Origin of the sequence: Thalassospira sp., from assembly GCF_002709775.1 — a bacterium.
In the GTDB taxonomy this organism is placed as follows: Bacteria; Pseudomonadota; Alphaproteobacteria; order Rhodospirillales; family Thalassospiraceae; genus Thalassospira.
Window position 1 is genome coordinate 74681 of record NZ_PAQR01000028.1, and the last position, 14980, is coordinate 89660.

The 14980-nt window shown below is 54.9% G+C and carries 14 protein-coding genes; 9 read left to right on the plus strand and 5 right to left on the minus strand.

Annotated features, from left to right (window positions below; all coding sequences use genetic code 11):
- The first annotated feature begins 165 nt into the window (after positions 1-165).
- From CMO10_RS11550 to CMO10_RS11570, 5 genes are all read left to right on the plus strand, one after another.
- Positions 166-1347, plus strand: coding sequence for a phosphoserine transaminase (locus tag CMO10_RS11550; protein ID WP_297022151.1), 1182 nt, complete (start codon positions 166-168; stop codon positions 1345-1347).
- Positions 1348-1503: 156 nt separating this feature from the next.
- The gene (locus tag CMO10_RS11555) at positions 1504-2670 is read left to right on the plus strand and encodes an ATP phosphoribosyltransferase regulatory subunit (protein WP_297022154.1); all 1167 of its coding nucleotides are present in this window, start codon (positions 1504-1506) and stop codon (positions 2668-2670) included.
- A 35-nt stretch (positions 2671-2705) separates the two neighbouring features.
- Complete coding sequence (locus CMO10_RS11560; RefSeq protein WP_297022156.1) at positions 2706-4001, plus strand: adenylosuccinate synthase; 1296 nt, start codon at positions 2706-2708, stop codon at positions 3999-4001.
- A gap of 249 nt (positions 4002-4250) precedes the next feature.
- Positions 4251-6386: a serine/threonine-protein kinase gene (locus CMO10_RS11565; protein ID WP_297022159.1), complete on the plus strand. Its 2136-nt coding sequence runs from the start codon at positions 4251-4253 to the stop codon at positions 6384-6386.
- A 9-nt stretch (positions 6387-6395) separates the two neighbouring features.
- Entirely contained in the window at positions 6396-6890 is a 495-nt protein-coding gene (locus tag CMO10_RS11570; RefSeq protein ID WP_044828784.1) for a hypothetical protein, read from the plus strand.
- Between the two features lie 109 nt (positions 6891-6999).
- On the opposite strand, the gene rpoH is transcribed toward CMO10_RS11570, so the two are convergent.
- Both rpoH and CMO10_RS11580 read right to left on the minus strand, forming a co-directional pair.
- Positions 7000-7866, minus strand: a complete 867-nt coding sequence (gene rpoH / locus CMO10_RS11575) for an RNA polymerase sigma factor RpoH (RefSeq protein WP_044828785.1) — start codon at positions 7864-7866, stop codon at positions 7000-7002.
- Between the two features lie 119 nt (positions 7867-7985).
- Entirely contained in the window at positions 7986-8957 is a 972-nt protein-coding gene (locus CMO10_RS11580) for an RluA family pseudouridine synthase (RefSeq protein WP_297022164.1), read from the minus strand.
- Positions 8958-9175: 218 nt separating this feature from the next.
- Here CMO10_RS11580 and CMO10_RS11585 point away from each other — a divergent pair, with 218 nt between their 5' ends.
- Both CMO10_RS11585 and CMO10_RS11590 read left to right on the plus strand, forming a co-directional pair.
- On the plus strand, positions 9176-9547 hold the full coding sequence (locus CMO10_RS11585) for a hypothetical protein (RefSeq protein ID WP_297022165.1): 372 nt from the start codon (positions 9176-9178) through the stop codon (positions 9545-9547).
- Between the two features lie 44 nt (positions 9548-9591).
- Positions 9592-10077: a M67 family metallopeptidase gene (locus tag CMO10_RS11590; protein WP_297022167.1), complete on the plus strand. Its 486-nt coding sequence runs from the start codon at positions 9592-9594 to the stop codon at positions 10075-10077.
- An 18-nt stretch (positions 10078-10095) separates the two neighbouring features.
- Here the strand turns inward: CMO10_RS11590 and CMO10_RS11595 are convergent, their stop codons facing one another.
- Together CMO10_RS11595 and CMO10_RS11600 are read right to left on the minus strand one after the other, a co-directional pair.
- Positions 10096-11118, minus strand: coding sequence for a quaternary amine ABC transporter ATP-binding protein (locus CMO10_RS11595; protein ID WP_297022170.1), 1023 nt, complete (start codon positions 11116-11118; stop codon positions 10096-10098).
- Positions 11118-11981: an ABC transporter permease gene (locus CMO10_RS11600; protein ID WP_297022172.1), complete on the minus strand. Its 864-nt coding sequence runs from the start codon at positions 11979-11981 to the stop codon at positions 11118-11120. Before CMO10_RS11600 ends, CMO10_RS11595 begins: the two co-directional genes overlap by 1 nt.
- A gap of 195 nt (positions 11982-12176) precedes the next feature.
- Here CMO10_RS11600 and CMO10_RS11605 point away from each other — a divergent pair, with 195 nt between their 5' ends.
- Entirely contained in the window at positions 12177-12548 is a 372-nt protein-coding gene (locus CMO10_RS11605; protein ID WP_297022176.1) for a thiol-disulfide oxidoreductase DCC family protein, read from the plus strand.
- 79 nt (positions 12549-12627) lie between these two features.
- Here CMO10_RS11605 and CMO10_RS11610 read toward each other — a convergent pair whose 3' ends face one another.
- Positions 12628-13659, minus strand: a complete 1032-nt coding sequence (locus CMO10_RS11610) for an ABC transporter substrate-binding protein (protein WP_297022180.1) — start codon at positions 13657-13659, stop codon at positions 12628-12630.
- Positions 13660-14013: 354 nt separating this feature from the next.
- Between CMO10_RS11610 and CMO10_RS11615 the strand changes: the two genes are divergently transcribed.
- Positions 14014-14847: a 3'-5' exonuclease gene (locus CMO10_RS11615; protein ID WP_297022183.1), complete on the plus strand. Its 834-nt coding sequence runs from the start codon at positions 14014-14016 to the stop codon at positions 14845-14847.
- Positions 14848-14980: the final 133 nt, after the last annotated feature.

Consider the following 14980-nt stretch of genomic DNA (forward strand, 5'->3'; position numbering starts at 1 on the left):
CCCGATCCGTTAACGGGTTGCAGCCGTTCAGTTAAGCCATGCAAAAATGGCTGTCTTGTTTGTGTGGAAGGCGTTTGACTTTTGCCTTCGGGGCAATAGGATCAGCCCGCTTGATTGTTCTGCATGAACTTTCATTGGTTATTCTTTTTTCTCAGGAACTTACAGATGGCCCAGACTGCCGCAATTGCAAAGCCGACAACGCGTCCAAACAACCCGAATTTTTCGTCGGGCCCGTGCAAGAAGCGCCCGGGTTGGTCCGCTGATGCATTGCATACGGAAGTCCTTGGCCGTTCGCACCGTGCGAAACTGGGTAAACAGCGCCTTGAAGAGGTGATTGACCGTTCGCGCGCTGTCCTGAACCTTCCTGATGATTATCTTCTTGGTGTGGTTCCGGCATCCGATACCGGTGCCGTCGAAATGGCCCTGTGGTCGATGCTGGGCGCGCGTGGCGTTGATATGCTGGCATGGGAAAGCTTTGGTGTGACCTGGGTTGCGGATGTGATCAAGCAGCTCAAGCTTGATGATGTGCGTACCCTTGAAGCCGATTATGGCAAGCTGCCTGATCTGGCGTCGGTTGATTTCAACCGCGATGTTGTATTTACCTGGAATGGCACGACGGCGGGTGTGCGGGTGCCCAACGGTGACTGGATCGCCGATGACCGCAAGGGGCTTACCATTTGCGACGCGACCTCGGCGATTTTTGCCATGGAACTGCCGTGGGACAAGCTCGATGTCGTGACCTATAGCTGGCAGAAAGTTCTGGGCGGCGAGGGTGGCCACGGGATCATTATCCTGAGCCCGCGCGCAGTTGAACGCCTTGAAAGCCACACACCGGCCTGGCCGATGCCAAAAATCTTCCGCATGACCAAGGGCGGCAAGCTGATTGATGGTATTTTCCGTGGCGAAACCATCAATACGCCATCCATGCTTGTGGTCGAAGACGCCATCGATGCCCTGAAATGGGCCGAAAACATTGGCGGTCTTGAAGGTCTTCTGAGCCGTACACGCGAAAGCCGCGCGCATCTTGATGCGTGGCTTGCCACCAGTGACTGGGCGGCAGACCTTGCCGAAGACCCGACAACGGCGTCGAATACCTCGATGTGTATCAAGATTGTCGATCCGTGGGCATTGGATTTGTCGGCTGATCAGCAGGCGATGCTGCCAAAAAAGATTTCCCAGCTTCTTGAAGCGGAAAATGTCGCATTTGATATCAACGGATACCGTGATGCGCCTGCTGGCCTGCGTATCTGGGGCGGGGCAACGGTTGAACCCAGCGATATCAAAGCGTTGCTGCCGTGGCTTGACTGGGCATATGCGCTGGTTAAGGCCGAATTTCAGGCCAGCTAGGAAATAATTCGTACGTATTATTTGCGTTAGAGGGGTTTTCCCCGTTGCTCTGTCCGGCACAACGCGGTAGTAACCGCTACCGGATAGTGAGCCCTGAGCGTTGCTCGGGATATCATCAATTTGAATTTGCGCGCCTCGTCCGGGAAAGCACACATAATGACCGAACTCGCCAGGAAAGCTCTTTTGCCCGCCGGCCTGCAGGATGTCCTGCCAGGAACCGCCGCACGGGAAGCTGAAATCCGTGAAAAGCTGATGGCCAGTCTGGCGCATGCGGGCTATGACCGCGTGAAAACCCCGCTTGTCGAATTTGAAGAGAGCCTGCTTGAAGGTGCGGCTCCGGAACTGGCGACCCAGACATTTCGTCTGATGGACCCGGAATCGCGACGCATGATGGGACTTCGTTCCGATATGACGCCGCAGGTTGGGCGGATTGCTGCGACCCGTCTGGTTGATGCGCCGCGTCCGCTGCGTCTTTCCTATTCCGGTGATGTGCTGAGGATCAAGGGATCGCATCTGCGCCCGGAACGCCAGTTCGCACAGGTTGGTGCGGAACTTATCGGTGTTTCGAGTGCTGCGGCCGATACTGAGATCGTTCTTCTTGCGCTTGAAGCGCTTGATAGCATCGGTCTTGCCGATGTTTCGGTCGATCTTAATCTGCCGACCCTGCCGGTGCGTCTGTTTGACGCCTTTGGCGTGTCACGCGATGAACGCGAAGCTTTGACCGAGGCGCTTGAACGTCGCGACGTTGCGGCCCTTCGTGCTGCAGACGGAAAGGTCACTGGCGTTCTGGTCGCGTTGCTTGAGGCCGCAGGCCCGGCACAAACGGCCTTGCCGAAACTCAAGAAACTTGAATTGCCGCTCGGCGCATCCGAAGAGCTTTATCGTCTGATCGACGTTGCAGAACGTGTTCTGGCGTCCGGGCTTGAAGCTGCCTTGACCATTGATCCGGTCGAGATGGCTGGTTTCCGCTATCAGACTGGTGTCAGTTTTACGCTGTTTGCCCGCAATGTGCGTGGCGAGATTGGCCGTGGTGGTCGTTATCGTGCCGGCGGGGCTTCTGGCGAGGCGGCAACGGGCATGTCGCTTTATATGGATAGTATTCTGCGTGGTCTTCCTGATGCAGAACCGGTAGACCGGGTCTACCTGCCGCTGGGTACGCCGCAGCGGGAAGCGCGCAAATTGCGCGCCGAAGGTCATTACACGGTTGCTGCCCTTGAAGGGGCGGCTGAAGCCAAAACCGAAGCTGCTGCGCGCATCGAAGCGCAGGGCATGGGTTGTAATCACATTTATCTTGGCGGCCAGGTTGTGCCGCTGAGCACCTAATTCAACGAACTTTTTATCGCGCAAGGAGTTTTGCGATGACCAATGTTGCCGTGATCGGTTCCCAGTGGGGGGACGAAGGTAAAGGCAAGATCGTCGACTGGCTGTCCGAACGGGCAGACGTTGTTGTGCGTTTCCAGGGTGGTCATAACGCCGGTCATACTCTGGTGATCGACGGAACGACTTACAAACTCAGCTTGCTGCCATCTGGCATCGTGCGTGAGAAAAAGCTCTCTGTGATCGGTAACGGCGTTGTCGTCGATCCGTGGGCGCTTCTGGCCGAGATTGGCCGCCTGAAAGAGCAGGGCGTGGACATCACCCCGGAAAACCTGCGTCTGGCGGAAAATGCCTGCCTGATCCTGCCGCTGCATGGCAACCTTGACCGTGCACGCGAAGCTGCTGCTTCCGGTGATAACAAGATCGGCACCACCGGTCGTGGTATCGGCCCGGCCTATGAAGACCGTGCTGGCCGCCGTGCAATCCGTGTTGGTGATCTGGCTGATGTTGATTTGCTCAAAGCAAAGATCGAGAACCTGCTGACGCATCACAATGCGCTTCTGCGCGGCCTTGGTCAGCCGGAAATTGATGGCGCGGAACTGCTTGAACAGCTCAAGGAAATCGCACCGAAAATCCTGCCGTTCTCTGACACGGTCTGGAAGTCCCTGAACCAGTTCAAGGAAGCTGGCAAGCGCATCCTGTTTGAAGGTGCGCAGGGCACGATGCTTGACGTTGATCATGGCACGTATCCGTTCGTGACCTCGTCAAACACCGTTTCCGGTCAGGCGGCCGCTGGTTCCGGCATGGGCCCGTCGGGTGTTGGTTATGTTCTTGGTATCACCAAGGCCTATACCACCCGCGTTGGCGAAGGTCCGTTCCCGTCCGAACTGTTTGACGCAGACGGTGAACGTCTTGGCGAGCGTGGTCACGAATTCGGTGTTGTCACTGGTCGTAAGCGTCGTTGTGGCTGGTTTGATGCAGCCCTTGTTCGCCAGTCGGTCAAGGTTAATGGCATCACCGGTATCGCCCTGACCAAGCTTGATGTTCTTGACGGCTTTGACGAGATCAAGATCTGCACCGGCTATGACATCGATGGCAAAATCTATGACCATCTGCCGGCAAACCAGCGTCTGCAGGCCAAGGCCAAGCCGGTTTATGAAACCATTGAAGGCTGGTCGGAAACGACCATGGGTGCACGTAGCTGGGCCGATCTTCCGGCAGCAGCGATCAAATATGTTCGCCGCGTCGAAGAGCTGATCGAAGCACCGGTTGCGCTTCTGTCAACCAGCCCGGAACGCGATGACACCATTCTGGTACATGATCCGTTCAGTGCCTGATTGCTGAAAAATACCTGATTTTTAAAAGCCACCAGTATCAAGCTGGTGGCTTTTTTGTTTGTGGTTTAAGGGCTTGATTGTCCCTTAATGCTGAGGCTGCCGCATAACAGCTTGCCCGCATAGAGGATCACCAGTATCGTTTTATCAACCTTTTGAGGATAGCGTTCTGGTAGATAGGTCAGGAGGACTGTCGATCAGGAGATCGCGCGTCACTCAGGGAATGATAACCTGTAAAAGAATATCGGGATCATGGCAGAGCAAGCAGAAGATCAGGAACAGGACGTTTCGAATGGTGCTGCGACAGAGCCGGTGATGGATGCACCGGGCGGCGGCGCACCTGCGCCTGCAGAACCCGAAGAAACCTCAGAAAATGATGAAGCCACCATCAGTGCGGGTGGCAAAAGTGTCGAAATCGGCAATTTTCGCGTCTTTCTGGACCTGCGAATGCCGGAATTCGATATGGGTCATTGCAAGGCCTATTCCGCGGACAATCTGCGCCGTGATGAAGGAAGCGCCTTTGCGCTTGTCACTGACCCGGTTCTTCCGACCCGCCACGATCACATGACTTTCCTGACCGGGATGCATATGGCTGGTCAGATTGATCTGATTGACTATGAAACCGCCTATTGGCCGCCCTTTGGTCGCAAGACTATGGTGCTTTTCTATGAGAAGCCGGCGGGGGGTAGGGTTTTAGCCAAACAAACCAAAAAGCTTCCCATCGACGAACACGACATTGCGACGGTCGTGGTCGAACCGCTGATGAATGCCATGCAGGCCTTTGGTGAAAAGGGCCTCGCACACCGTAATATTCGTGCCGACAACCTGTTCTTTGCCGATCCGATGCACGAGAAAGTCGTGCTTGGTGATTGCGCCAGTGCGCCGCCCGGCTATGACCAACCTGCGGTCTATGAGACCGCGTCACGTATGGGTGCCGATCCGGCTGGGCGTGGTTCGGGTAGCATTGCAGATGATTTCTATGCGCTTGGCATGACACTGGCCGAGCTTGGGATCGGGCGTCAGCCGCTCAAGAAGCTCAATGATCAGGAAATCCTTGAGCTTAAACTTTCAAAGGGGTCATTCCAGGCCATCGCATCGCAGGAAAAGCTGCCGCTGGTTCTGATTGAACCCGTGCGCGGGCTTTTGTGTGATGATCCCGAAGAACGCTGGGGCCTTGCCGAACTGAATGCCTGGCTCGATGGACGCCGGACCAAACCGGTGCAATCAAATACGGAAAAACGTGCGGCGCGTTCGCAAAACCTTGCAGGTCGGGATTACTATACCTGTCGATCGCTTGCGCAGGGCATTGCCAAGAACTGGAGTACCGCACTTGCGCCTTTGCGCGACAGCACCGTGGAAATCTGGTTGCGGCGCGGTTTGGGCGACAATGATCGGGCAAAGGCACTTTCTGAGGCCATGCGTCAATTGCAATGGGCGGGTGCCGACAAACGATCTGCCGAGGATGTGCTGGTCGCACGCTCCATCCTGATCCTGGATCCCACCGGGCCCGTGCGGTTCAAAGGCTTCGCATCCATGGTCGACGGGCTTGGTTTCATGCTGTCCTATGATGTGCAGCACGGTCGTGGACCGCAACGTTTTGCCGATGTCATCGTGCGCGATATTCCGTCCTTCTGGTTCAGCCGGCAGGAAGGCTACAGTCCGGAAGTCCAGAAGCAGCAGCAGCTTTATAAAAATCTGCGCTATTACATTCAGCAGCAAAGTGCCGGCTATGGCTATGAACGCTGCCTTTATGCGACTGTGCGCAATCAGCATTGCCTGAGTCCGATGGTCGAGGAAGAATATGTCGTCGAGATTGCTGATCTTCTGCCGGCCCTTGAAAAGGCCGCCGAAACGGCATCCGAGGAAAGCTGGCCGGTGGATCGTCACATCGCGGCCTTTATCGCGACGCGTCTTGAAGACGATGTCGAAGGCCAGTTGATGGCGATGCAAAACCCGTCTGACGAGGTTGAATACAGCCGCGCGATCATTAGCATGCTGGCGATTGTCCAATGGCGCCATGGCCCGGACAATCTGCAAAACCTGTCACATTGGGTCGCGCGTTTGATGGAACCGGCGATCAAGGTGTTCCACAGCAAGGCACGCCGCGAACGTGTGGAAACAGAGATACCCAAACTGGCCAAGCGCGGCAATCTGGTCGAACTTTACAACCTGATCAATGATGAACAGGAACGTCGCAAGGACCAGTCCGAGTTTGTCGAGGCGGTCGCGGAATATTCCGAAGCTGAAAGCGAAGTGTTCGATCTGGAATCTTCGGGGCCTGCACGTATGGAGCTAGCTGAGAAAGTCGGCCAGCAGGCCGCAGCATTCGCATCCACCATGATCGCGCTGCTGACTGTATCCGCACTGTTCTTGATGCATATCTTTTAAGGGGCTGAGATGGCAAAAGGTAAAAGTTCAGCCTCAAAAGGCAAGGGTAAGGGCGGTCGTAGCGCGTTTTCCGGCTTGTCGGTGATTGCATCTGCCGTGCTTCTGTTCATGGTCGCACTGCCGACCTTTATTACGTTGACGGTGGGGCTTTTGCCGTCACTTGTTGCCTTCATCTTTGATCGCAGTCCGGGGCGGACTATGGCGCGCTGTGTGTTTGGTTTGAACTTCTCTGGTGTTGCACCCTATATCCTCGAAATCTGGATGCAACCGGCACAAACCGTCAGTGGCGCGACACAAGCGGTGTTTCAGCCGCTTGCCCTGTCGATCATGTATGGCGCGGCGGGGCTTGGCTGGCTGCTTTATCTTGCGATGCCGCCAATTGTTGCCAATGTGCTGAACCTGTCGGCACAGCGCAGGGTCAGTGAATTGCGCAAGAAACAGCGCGGTCTGATCAAGACCTGGGGCGATAGCCTGATCAAGGAAGTCGATCGTTCCGGTAACTGATCGACGAGCCTTCCTCCCCGCAATATGCAACCCAAAGAAAAACGGCGGACAATTGTCCGCCGTAAGTCGTTTCCAGAGGGGGGGTATAAAGATGGGATATTTGTCGCTGTTAGTGGGGCAGGTCCGTATGGATTGATTTTCGGACCTTTTCAAAGGCGCGTACTTCGATCTGACGGATACGCTCGCGCGAGATACCGTAGGCGAGGCTGAGGTTTTCAAGCGTTACCGGGCTTTCGAGCAGGCGGCGCTGGGTCAGTATATCGCGTTCACGATCATTAAGGTGCGACATTGCACTTTTAAGCATGTTCATGCGCTGCAGGAATTCTTCACGCTTGCCATACAGGGTTTCCTGATCGTCATCTTCGCTTTCGATCCAGTCGACCCATTCACCATCGCCTTCAATGCGTACCGGAGCATTGAGCGAGTGGTCCGGGCCCGCCAGACGGCGGTTCATCATGATGACGTCGTCTTCGGAAACATTAAGCTTGGTTGCGATCAATTCGACCTGTTCAGGCTGAAGATCGCCTTCGTCAATTGCCTGCATCTGACTTTTGAGCTTGCGCAGGTTAAAGAACAGCTTTTTCTGTGCTGCCGTCGTGCCCATTTTCACAAGCGACCAGGAATGCAGGATGTATTCCTGAATGGCGGCACGGATCCACCACATGGCATAGGTTGCAAGGCGGAAGCCTTTGTCCGGGTCAAAGCGTTTGACTGACTGGAGCAGACCGACATTGCCTTCGGAGATAAGTTCGTTGATCGGCAGGCCATAGCCGCGGTAGCTCATCGCGATCTTGGCGACCAGGCGCAAATGGCTGGTAATCAGTTTTTCGGCGGATTTATCACAATCCTTGTCCCGGAAGTTGCAGGCATAGGTTGTTTCCTGTTCCGGGGTAAGCATCGGGTAGCGGCGTATACGTTGAAGGTATACCGTCAGACCATCTTGAGAAATGGTTGGAAGAGCGTTGCCTTGTTTCATCGAAGCCTCCCGTATTGCTTTCAAAAAGTGCTGTTATCCCCTTGCACTTTTTAAAAAGGTATACGTGAGTATTATATACCGTCAATAGAAATTTAGGCGGTAAGGCTAGTGTTAGCTATTCAAAGGTATAGTTCTAGTGCTTCCATCAGGGCCAACAGGTCTTCCGGAATGGGGGCCTCTGTCGAGATGTACTTTCCGGTGCGAGGGTGCAGAAAGCCTAGAGTTCGGGCATGCAGCGCCTGTTTGTTGAATGCGTTCAAAATCTCTTGCGTCTCTAGGTTGAACTTTTGAAGGGTTCTATTCCGACCGTAAACTGGATCACACACAAGTGAATGTCCAATATGGTTCATATGAACGCGGATTTGATGCGTGCGGCCGGTCGCAAGACGGCACTCAACAAGCGATGCCAACGAGTCGTTACGGTATTGTAGAGTTTTGTAGTGGGTGAGTGCGTGTTTTCCCGCATTTTTGACCACCGCCATCTTTTTGCGATTGCGCGGGCTGCGGCCAATATTTCCCTCGATATCGCCATTGAGCGGCTTGGGCACGCCCCAGACAACTGCAATGTAGGCGCGATCTATATTGTCCTTGTCTTCGGCAAACAGATTTGACAGCGCGCGATGGGCGGTGTCGTTCTTGGCAACCACCATTGCCCCGCTGGTATCCTTGTCCAGGCGATGCACGATCCCCGGGCGCTTGACGCCGCCGATCCCCGACAGGCTATCGCCACAATGGGCCAGAAGTGCGTTCACAAGCGTGCCGCTTTCATTGCCCGCCGCGGGATGGACCACCATACCCGCCGGCTTGTTGATCACCAGAAGGTCATCATCCTCATAAAGCACATCAAGCTTGATGTCTTCCGGCACCGGTTCGGCCATTTCCGGTTCGGGCACGATCAAATCAAAGACATCGCCTGTCTTGACCTTGGCGGACATCTTGGTCGCAGGCGCGCCATTGACGCTAAGCTGACCATCCTCGATCAATGCCTTGATGCGCGAACGCGACTGATCGGGCCATGCGGTTGCCAGCACCTTATCAAGGCGCGCACCCTCATCCTCGTCGGTCGCTTTATAGGTCAGGTTTTCAGACATCGCTTGCTATCGGGCTATATTGATCATGGGGGCGGTCGTGCGCCTGTGCTGGCAGCTTGTAGCGTTTTGTCCGGCGATTGCAACGAATTGCGACATTGCGCGGTGTTTGTTGCCTTGCAATTGGGCCTGCTTGTCGCTATGGCCTTGAATAAGGGTTGGTATGATCGCGCTTTTGGCGAGCATGCAGGTTTCATCAAGCTTTGTCAGTTGGAAATACGATGCGTGTAGTTAAGGCTTTGGTTGCGTTCATGGGCATTCTGATCGTGGTAGGCATCGGACTTGTCGTCTATGGCCTTTCACTTGATAAGAACAATCCTGACGCCGTCACCGAAACATCCGAACCAACTGTTACGCCATCTGTTCCGGTTGCTGGTACATCACGTACGACTTCGCAAGCAGCTCTCGGTGCATTTGGTGACATCACCATCGACGTTGGTGATGATGAGCGCCTTGTCGGCTATTCCATTTATGGCACACAGGCCACCCTGCATATCGAAGGCCGCCATGGCGAGGGTACGCGTCTTGTGATCGTCTCGCTCACCGAAAAAAAGGTGCTTGGCCGCATCATCCTTGATCAGGATGCGCAGTAATCTGATTACAAAAAGTCTGTGGCGGTGATGGGGACGGGCAGGGCATGACAAGCGACAAAGCATTAGGTGCGGAAGACGAAACCCACATCGCGCTAGCCAATGCCCTGCATGAAGAAATCCGTGACTTCTGTGCGCTACATTGGCCCCAGGAAGCTTGCGGTCTTCTGATAGCGTCGATCGATAGCCCAAACCGGATAGAACGCGTGGTCTTTGCCAAAAACGTCGCCAAAGACCCGCTTGTCAGTTTCGAGATTGATCCGCAAACCCTGATTGATTGCCATCGCAATGCGCGCCAAAAGGGGGAGCGGGTTGTGGGATGTTTCCATTCCCACCCGAATGGCAAGGCGCTGCCATCGCCAACGGACCGGGCGCGAGCCGATGAAAACGGGTTTCTGTGGCTGGTGATCGCGACAGAGCATAACCGCGCGGCCGAAAGCGGCATGTATCGCATCATTCATCCGGATGCAGGCGACAATACAGATCATCCCGAACTGCGCTATTTCCGGCGTTGCCAGATTCTTGACGGCTAACGGACCAATACGCCGGTCTTAGCCATCCAGTGCTTCGACAATCTGCTGCGGTGACAGGGTGCCAATCGGCGTATCCTTGCTGTCCAATACCGTCATTGCCGTGCCATTGGCCAGTGCGATGGGCAGGATGTCGGCAAGCCGCGCATTGGCCGAAACGGCGGGCAGGTCGGTTGTTGCCTCATCCTCGGTTTCGCTGATCGGTGCCATGATCGATTTGGCGCGCAAGACTTTTGACCGGTTCACATCGCGGGTAAAGGCCTGGACATAGTCATCGGCAGGCTTCAGCACGATCTCCTCTGGTCGACCGACCTGCACCAACTTGCCGTCTTTCAGGATCGCAATCCGGTCCCCGATCTTGAGCGCCTCGTCGAGGTCATGGGTGATAAAGACGATGGTCTTGTGAAGCTCCGCCTGAAGCTTCATCAACTCATCCTGCATGTCGGATCGGATCAGCGGATCAAGGGCCGAGAACGCCTCATCCATCAACAGAACTTCCGGATCGGTCGCAAGCGCCCGGGTAAGGCCGACACGCTGCTGCATCCCACCTGAAAGCTGATCTGGGAACTTGGTCTCATAGCCTGCCAGACCAACCCGCGCGATCCATTTCGATGCCGCAACTTCACGTTTCTTGCGCGCGGTGCCCTGGATTTCCAGCCCATAGGCGACGTTATCCATCACGTTGCGATGAGGCAGCAGGCCAAAGCGTTGAAACACCATGCCAAGCCGCTTGCGACGAAACGCATTCAGTGCCGGAATATCCATGGCAAGGATGTCTTCCCCACCAAAGGAAATGCTGCCCGCCGTCGGATCAATCAGGCGATTGAGATGGCGAATAAGCGTCGATTTCCCCGAACCCGACAGGCCCATGACGACAAAGGTTTCACCCTGTTCAATCGTCAGCGAAACGTCATGCAATCCCACCGTATGGCCGGTTTTGGCAAGGATCTCATCCTTGTCCGCACCGCCCTTTGCCAGTTCAAGTGCAGACTTTGGATCAGGCCCGAAGATTTTGAAAATATTGCGGATTTCGATATAGCTCATCACGCGTCCTCCGCATTCGGGCTGCGCTGCGATCGCTTGCCATAGGCCTGACCGATCCGGTCAAACACCACGGCCAGAAGCACAATCGCAATACCGGCCTCCATACCAGCACCTACGTCCAGACGCTGAATGCCCATCAGGACCTGTTCGCCCAATCCGCGCGCGCCAATCATCGATGCAATCACCACCATTGAAATCGACATCATCGTCGTCTGATTGATCCCGGCCATGATGTTGGGAAGGGCAAGCGGCAGCTGCACACCAAACAGGATCTGCTTGCGGCTGGCCCCGAATGATCGGGATGCCTCAAGAACTTCCGGGTCAACCAGGCGAATACCAAGATCGGTCAGTCGCATGACAGGCGGGGCGGCATAAATCACAGTGGCGAGGATCGCTGGAACCTTGCCCAACCCAAACAGCATCAGGGCCGGAATCAGATACACAAAGCTCGGCATCGTCTGCATGGTATCAAGGATCGGCAACATGACCGCCCGCAGCCGGTTGGACATCGCCATGGCAATCCCGACCGGAATGCCGATTAGAACCGAAAGCGATGTTGCGACAATCATCAGCGCCAGCGTCTGCATCGCCTTGTCCCAAAGACCCAGCATGCCAATGGCAAACATCGCCACCACAAGCCCGACAACAAGCTTCCAGTTCTTGCTGGCATGCCAGGTGATGGCAGCAATCGCGATCAAAACCACCCACCAGGGGGCACCGCGCAAGACTTGCTCCAACGCGACCAGAACGGTCAGCAAACTGTCGGCAAAGGCCTCAAACGCTGCGCCATAATTGACCACCAGCCAATCAACAAACTGATTGACCCACTTGCCCAACGGCACATTCAACTGTTCTGGAAACATGGCGCAACCGGCCCGATCTGCTCAAAAAATCAATGAGCGTAGGAGCCTAACAAGATCATCTGATGCGCGCGACCGTTAATCGAACCCTGACTGACATCTCCTGACGTCTTTTGGAAGTGTATTCCAGTGATAGATAATCCAGCGGCCAGGCATCGCCGTAAATCATAGACAACATTGTTTTCCTGAGGGGTTGCGATGATCACTGTGTTCTATGACGGAAAATGCGGTCTGTGTTCGCGCGAAATCAATTACTACCGCAAGATCGCACCCAGCGGCGTTTTCGAATGGCGGGACGTCACGGAACATGCCGGTGTTCTTGAAACGCACGGCATCTCGCTTGTCCAAGGTTTAAAGCAAATGCGCGCCTTGGATTCTGATGGGCAATGGCATGCAGGGGCAGATGCGTTCATTTTGATCTGGCGCCAGCTCGACAGATGGCGTGTTTTGGCTGTGGTCGTCGCGCTTCCAATCATTCGTCAGATTGCAAACCTTGTGTATCGGCTATGGGCCGCATGGCGCTTCAAGCGCCTTGAGCACTGCCAGATTGCTGCGGAGCAGGGCAACTGACTATTTTCGAAGCCATATAGAAAAACACCCCGCAAGATTTCTCCTGCGGGGTGTTTGATCGTTTTCCGGTCGAGGTTGTTTACATCGCACTTTCAACACGTGCGGCAACATCCTCCGGCACCCAGTCTTTCCAGACATCTGGCTTGGATTTCAGGAAATGCATTGCAGCACCGTCTGGCTTTTCGTTGTTTTCCTGCATATAGGCCAGCATTTCCGAGACCAGCGCGTTGCTGGTTTCGTAATTGGTCAGGAAATTGATCAGGGTTGGTGCAGCGGCTTTGAAGTCGTTATTGACACCAATCGTGATCGTGCTTTGCGGGTAGGCAGTTGCCTTGGTCGGGTTTTCATCCGTTTTCAACGCATCAAAGATCGCCTTGTCATAGGCGGGTTCTTCAAGACGCGTGCTGTCATAAAGACCCATGACCCAGGTCGGCCCCCAATAGTAATAAAGGGCCGGTTTGCCGCGTTTATGGGCCGATGCGATGGCCGCCGAAAGGGCGGCACCGGTGCCCGGGCGGAAGTTGGTGAAATCGTCATCAAGGCCATAGGCGCCAAGTTTGGCGGAATTGACCTTTTCGCACACCCAGCCCGACGGGCAGTTATAGAAGCGGCCCTTGCCGGGTTCTTCGGGGTCCTCGAACAGCTCGGTATATTTCGCCAGATCATCGACCGATTTCAGGTCAGGGGCCATCGGTTCAATCCCGCGATCTGCATCGCCTTCGATCACATAGCTTGGCACGAACCAGCCTTCGACGGCGTCATCGAAATTCACCCCAATCTGGCTGACATTGCCGGCGTCCTCGGCCTTGGTCCAGGCTTCGGCAACGTTGTCGCGCCAGATTTCCATGACGACGTCCACGTCCCCCTTGCCAGCGCCGGTCAGAAGCGGAATGACATCGCCGGGCAGGGCATCGGTCTGACAGCCATAGCCCTTTTCAATGATGAAGCGGGCGACGGCGTTATGGAAAAGCGCGCTGTCGTAATTGAGTCCGGCAAACATCACCGGGCGATCAATCTCGCAGGTCGCGTTTTGCGCGTTTGCGCTTGAATGGGAAATAAATGCAAGGCCAGCGGCCAAAAGCATTGCGGCTCCGGTAGGCAGGGTTTTCATCCTTCTGTCCCTTCGTTGTTGCGGTCCGGAATCGCATCAAATGCATGGTCGGTGCGGGATGTCCGCAATCGTCAGGAGTCCCTCTGGTCCCGACTTGAATATGACCCTGCCCCTGATACAGGTGCGGCAATTCTAGACTTGGCTGTCAAATGCGCGCAACCCCCGGTATGAAATGTAACGGTGACGTGATGTTGAAATCATTGCACAATGCTCCTGACAGGGATGGCAGGAGATGTCAGGTAGTGTGATTTACGGTTGTCGCGGGGATTGGTTTAATTCCGCCCGTGAATTTGTCTGGCTTTGTCGTTATGTTGAGCAAAACACATTACTGGGCATTTTGAATTGAGGGCCGCCATGATGCATTCCAGCCTGTTCGTCTTTGATATCGAAACCGTGCCCGATATTGATGTCTTGCCGCAATTGACCGGTGAAACTGCACCCGATCCGGAAACCGGGCGCAAGATGCTTGAAGACTATCATCTTGAAATCACCAATGGCCGTAATGGCTTCCCGCGTCAGCCGTTTCACAAGGTGGTGGCGATCAGTTTCCTGCGCGCAACCATTCAGCGCGACGGCGATCTTGAAATGTATGAGATCGAAGAGTTGCGATCGGGTGGGGAGTTGGCGTCCGAGGAAAAGGATCTGGTGAATGGCTTCTTTGCCTATTGCGGTAAGCTCTATCCACGCTTGGTCAGCTTCAATGGTCGCGGGTTTGATCTGCCGGTTTTGAAATACCGTGCGATGAAGCATGGAGTAACGGCGCGCTGGTTGCATCAGGCATCGAATAAGTGGGAAAACTATACGGCACGCTACGCCCCACACTGGCATTGCGATCTGGCCGAGGTTCTTTCGGATTACGGCGCATCGGCACGCACCAAAATGAACGAGGTTTGTGCCGCCCTTGATCTGCCCGGCAAGACCGGGGTTGATGGCAGCAAGGTGTCCGACATGTTTGACAATGGCGAGATTGATGGCATTCGCCGCTATTGCGAGACGGATGTTTTAAATACCTATCTGTTGTATCTCCGGCATGCACTTCATACCGGGATGACCGATCATGATGGCTATAACCATGCGATCAATCTGACCGTGGGGTGGCTCGAAGAACGGGCAGGGGACATTCCCGCCTATCAGGAATTTCTTGATGCCTGGAAGCAATCGAGTGGCGGGTCGTTTAACGTGCTGTGAGCACGACATCATTCCGTTTTATGCGCACATTGGCATAAGTGAAGTGCGTCACACTGCCCGGTTGAAAAGGGCGAAACATTGTTGAATTAAATGCGAGTTGATCTTAATTGCATTGCAGATGCAAGTAAGTTGC

Coding starts and splice junctions, on each gene's coding strand:
- rpoH (WP_044828785.1), bottom strand. CDS start 7,866: ATGAAACAAGGCAACGCTCTTCCAACCATTTCTCAAGATGGTCTGACG.
- CMO10_RS11550 (WP_297022151.1), top strand. CDS start 166: ATGGCCCAGACTGCCGCAATTGCAAAGCCGACAACGCGTCCAAACAAC.
- CMO10_RS11570 (WP_044828784.1), top strand. CDS start 6,396: ATGGCAAAAGGTAAAAGTTCAGCCTCAAAAGGCAAGGGTAAGGGCGGT.
- CMO10_RS11565 (WP_297022159.1), top strand. CDS start 4,251: ATGGCAGAGCAAGCAGAAGATCAGGAACAGGACGTTTCGAATGGTGCT.
- CMO10_RS11580 (WP_297022164.1), bottom strand. CDS start 8,957: ATGTCTGAAAACCTGACCTATAAAGCGACCGACGAGGATGAGGGTGCG.
- CMO10_RS11595 (WP_297022170.1), bottom strand. CDS start 11,118: ATGAGCTATATCGAAATCCGCAATATTTTCAAAATCTTCGGGCCTGAT.
- CMO10_RS11605 (WP_297022176.1), top strand. CDS start 12,177: ATGATCACTGTGTTCTATGACGGAAAATGCGGTCTGTGTTCGCGCGAA.
- CMO10_RS11610 (WP_297022180.1), bottom strand. CDS start 13,659: ATGAAAACCCTGCCTACCGGAGCCGCAATGCTTTTGGCCGCTGGCCTT.
- CMO10_RS11585 (WP_297022165.1), top strand. CDS start 9,176: ATGCGTGTAGTTAAGGCTTTGGTTGCGTTCATGGGCATTCTGATCGTG.
- CMO10_RS11555 (WP_297022154.1), top strand. CDS start 1,504: ATGACCGAACTCGCCAGGAAAGCTCTTTTGCCCGCCGGCCTGCAGGAT.
- CMO10_RS11600 (WP_297022172.1), bottom strand. CDS start 11,981: ATGTTTCCAGAACAGTTGAATGTGCCGTTGGGCAAGTGGGTCAATCAG.
- CMO10_RS11615 (WP_297022183.1), top strand. CDS start 14,014: ATGATGCATTCCAGCCTGTTCGTCTTTGATATCGAAACCGTGCCCGAT.
- CMO10_RS11560 (WP_297022156.1), top strand. CDS start 2,706: ATGACCAATGTTGCCGTGATCGGTTCCCAGTGGGGGGACGAAGGTAAA.
- CMO10_RS11590 (WP_297022167.1), top strand. CDS start 9,592: ATGACAAGCGACAAAGCATTAGGTGCGGAAGACGAAACCCACATCGCG.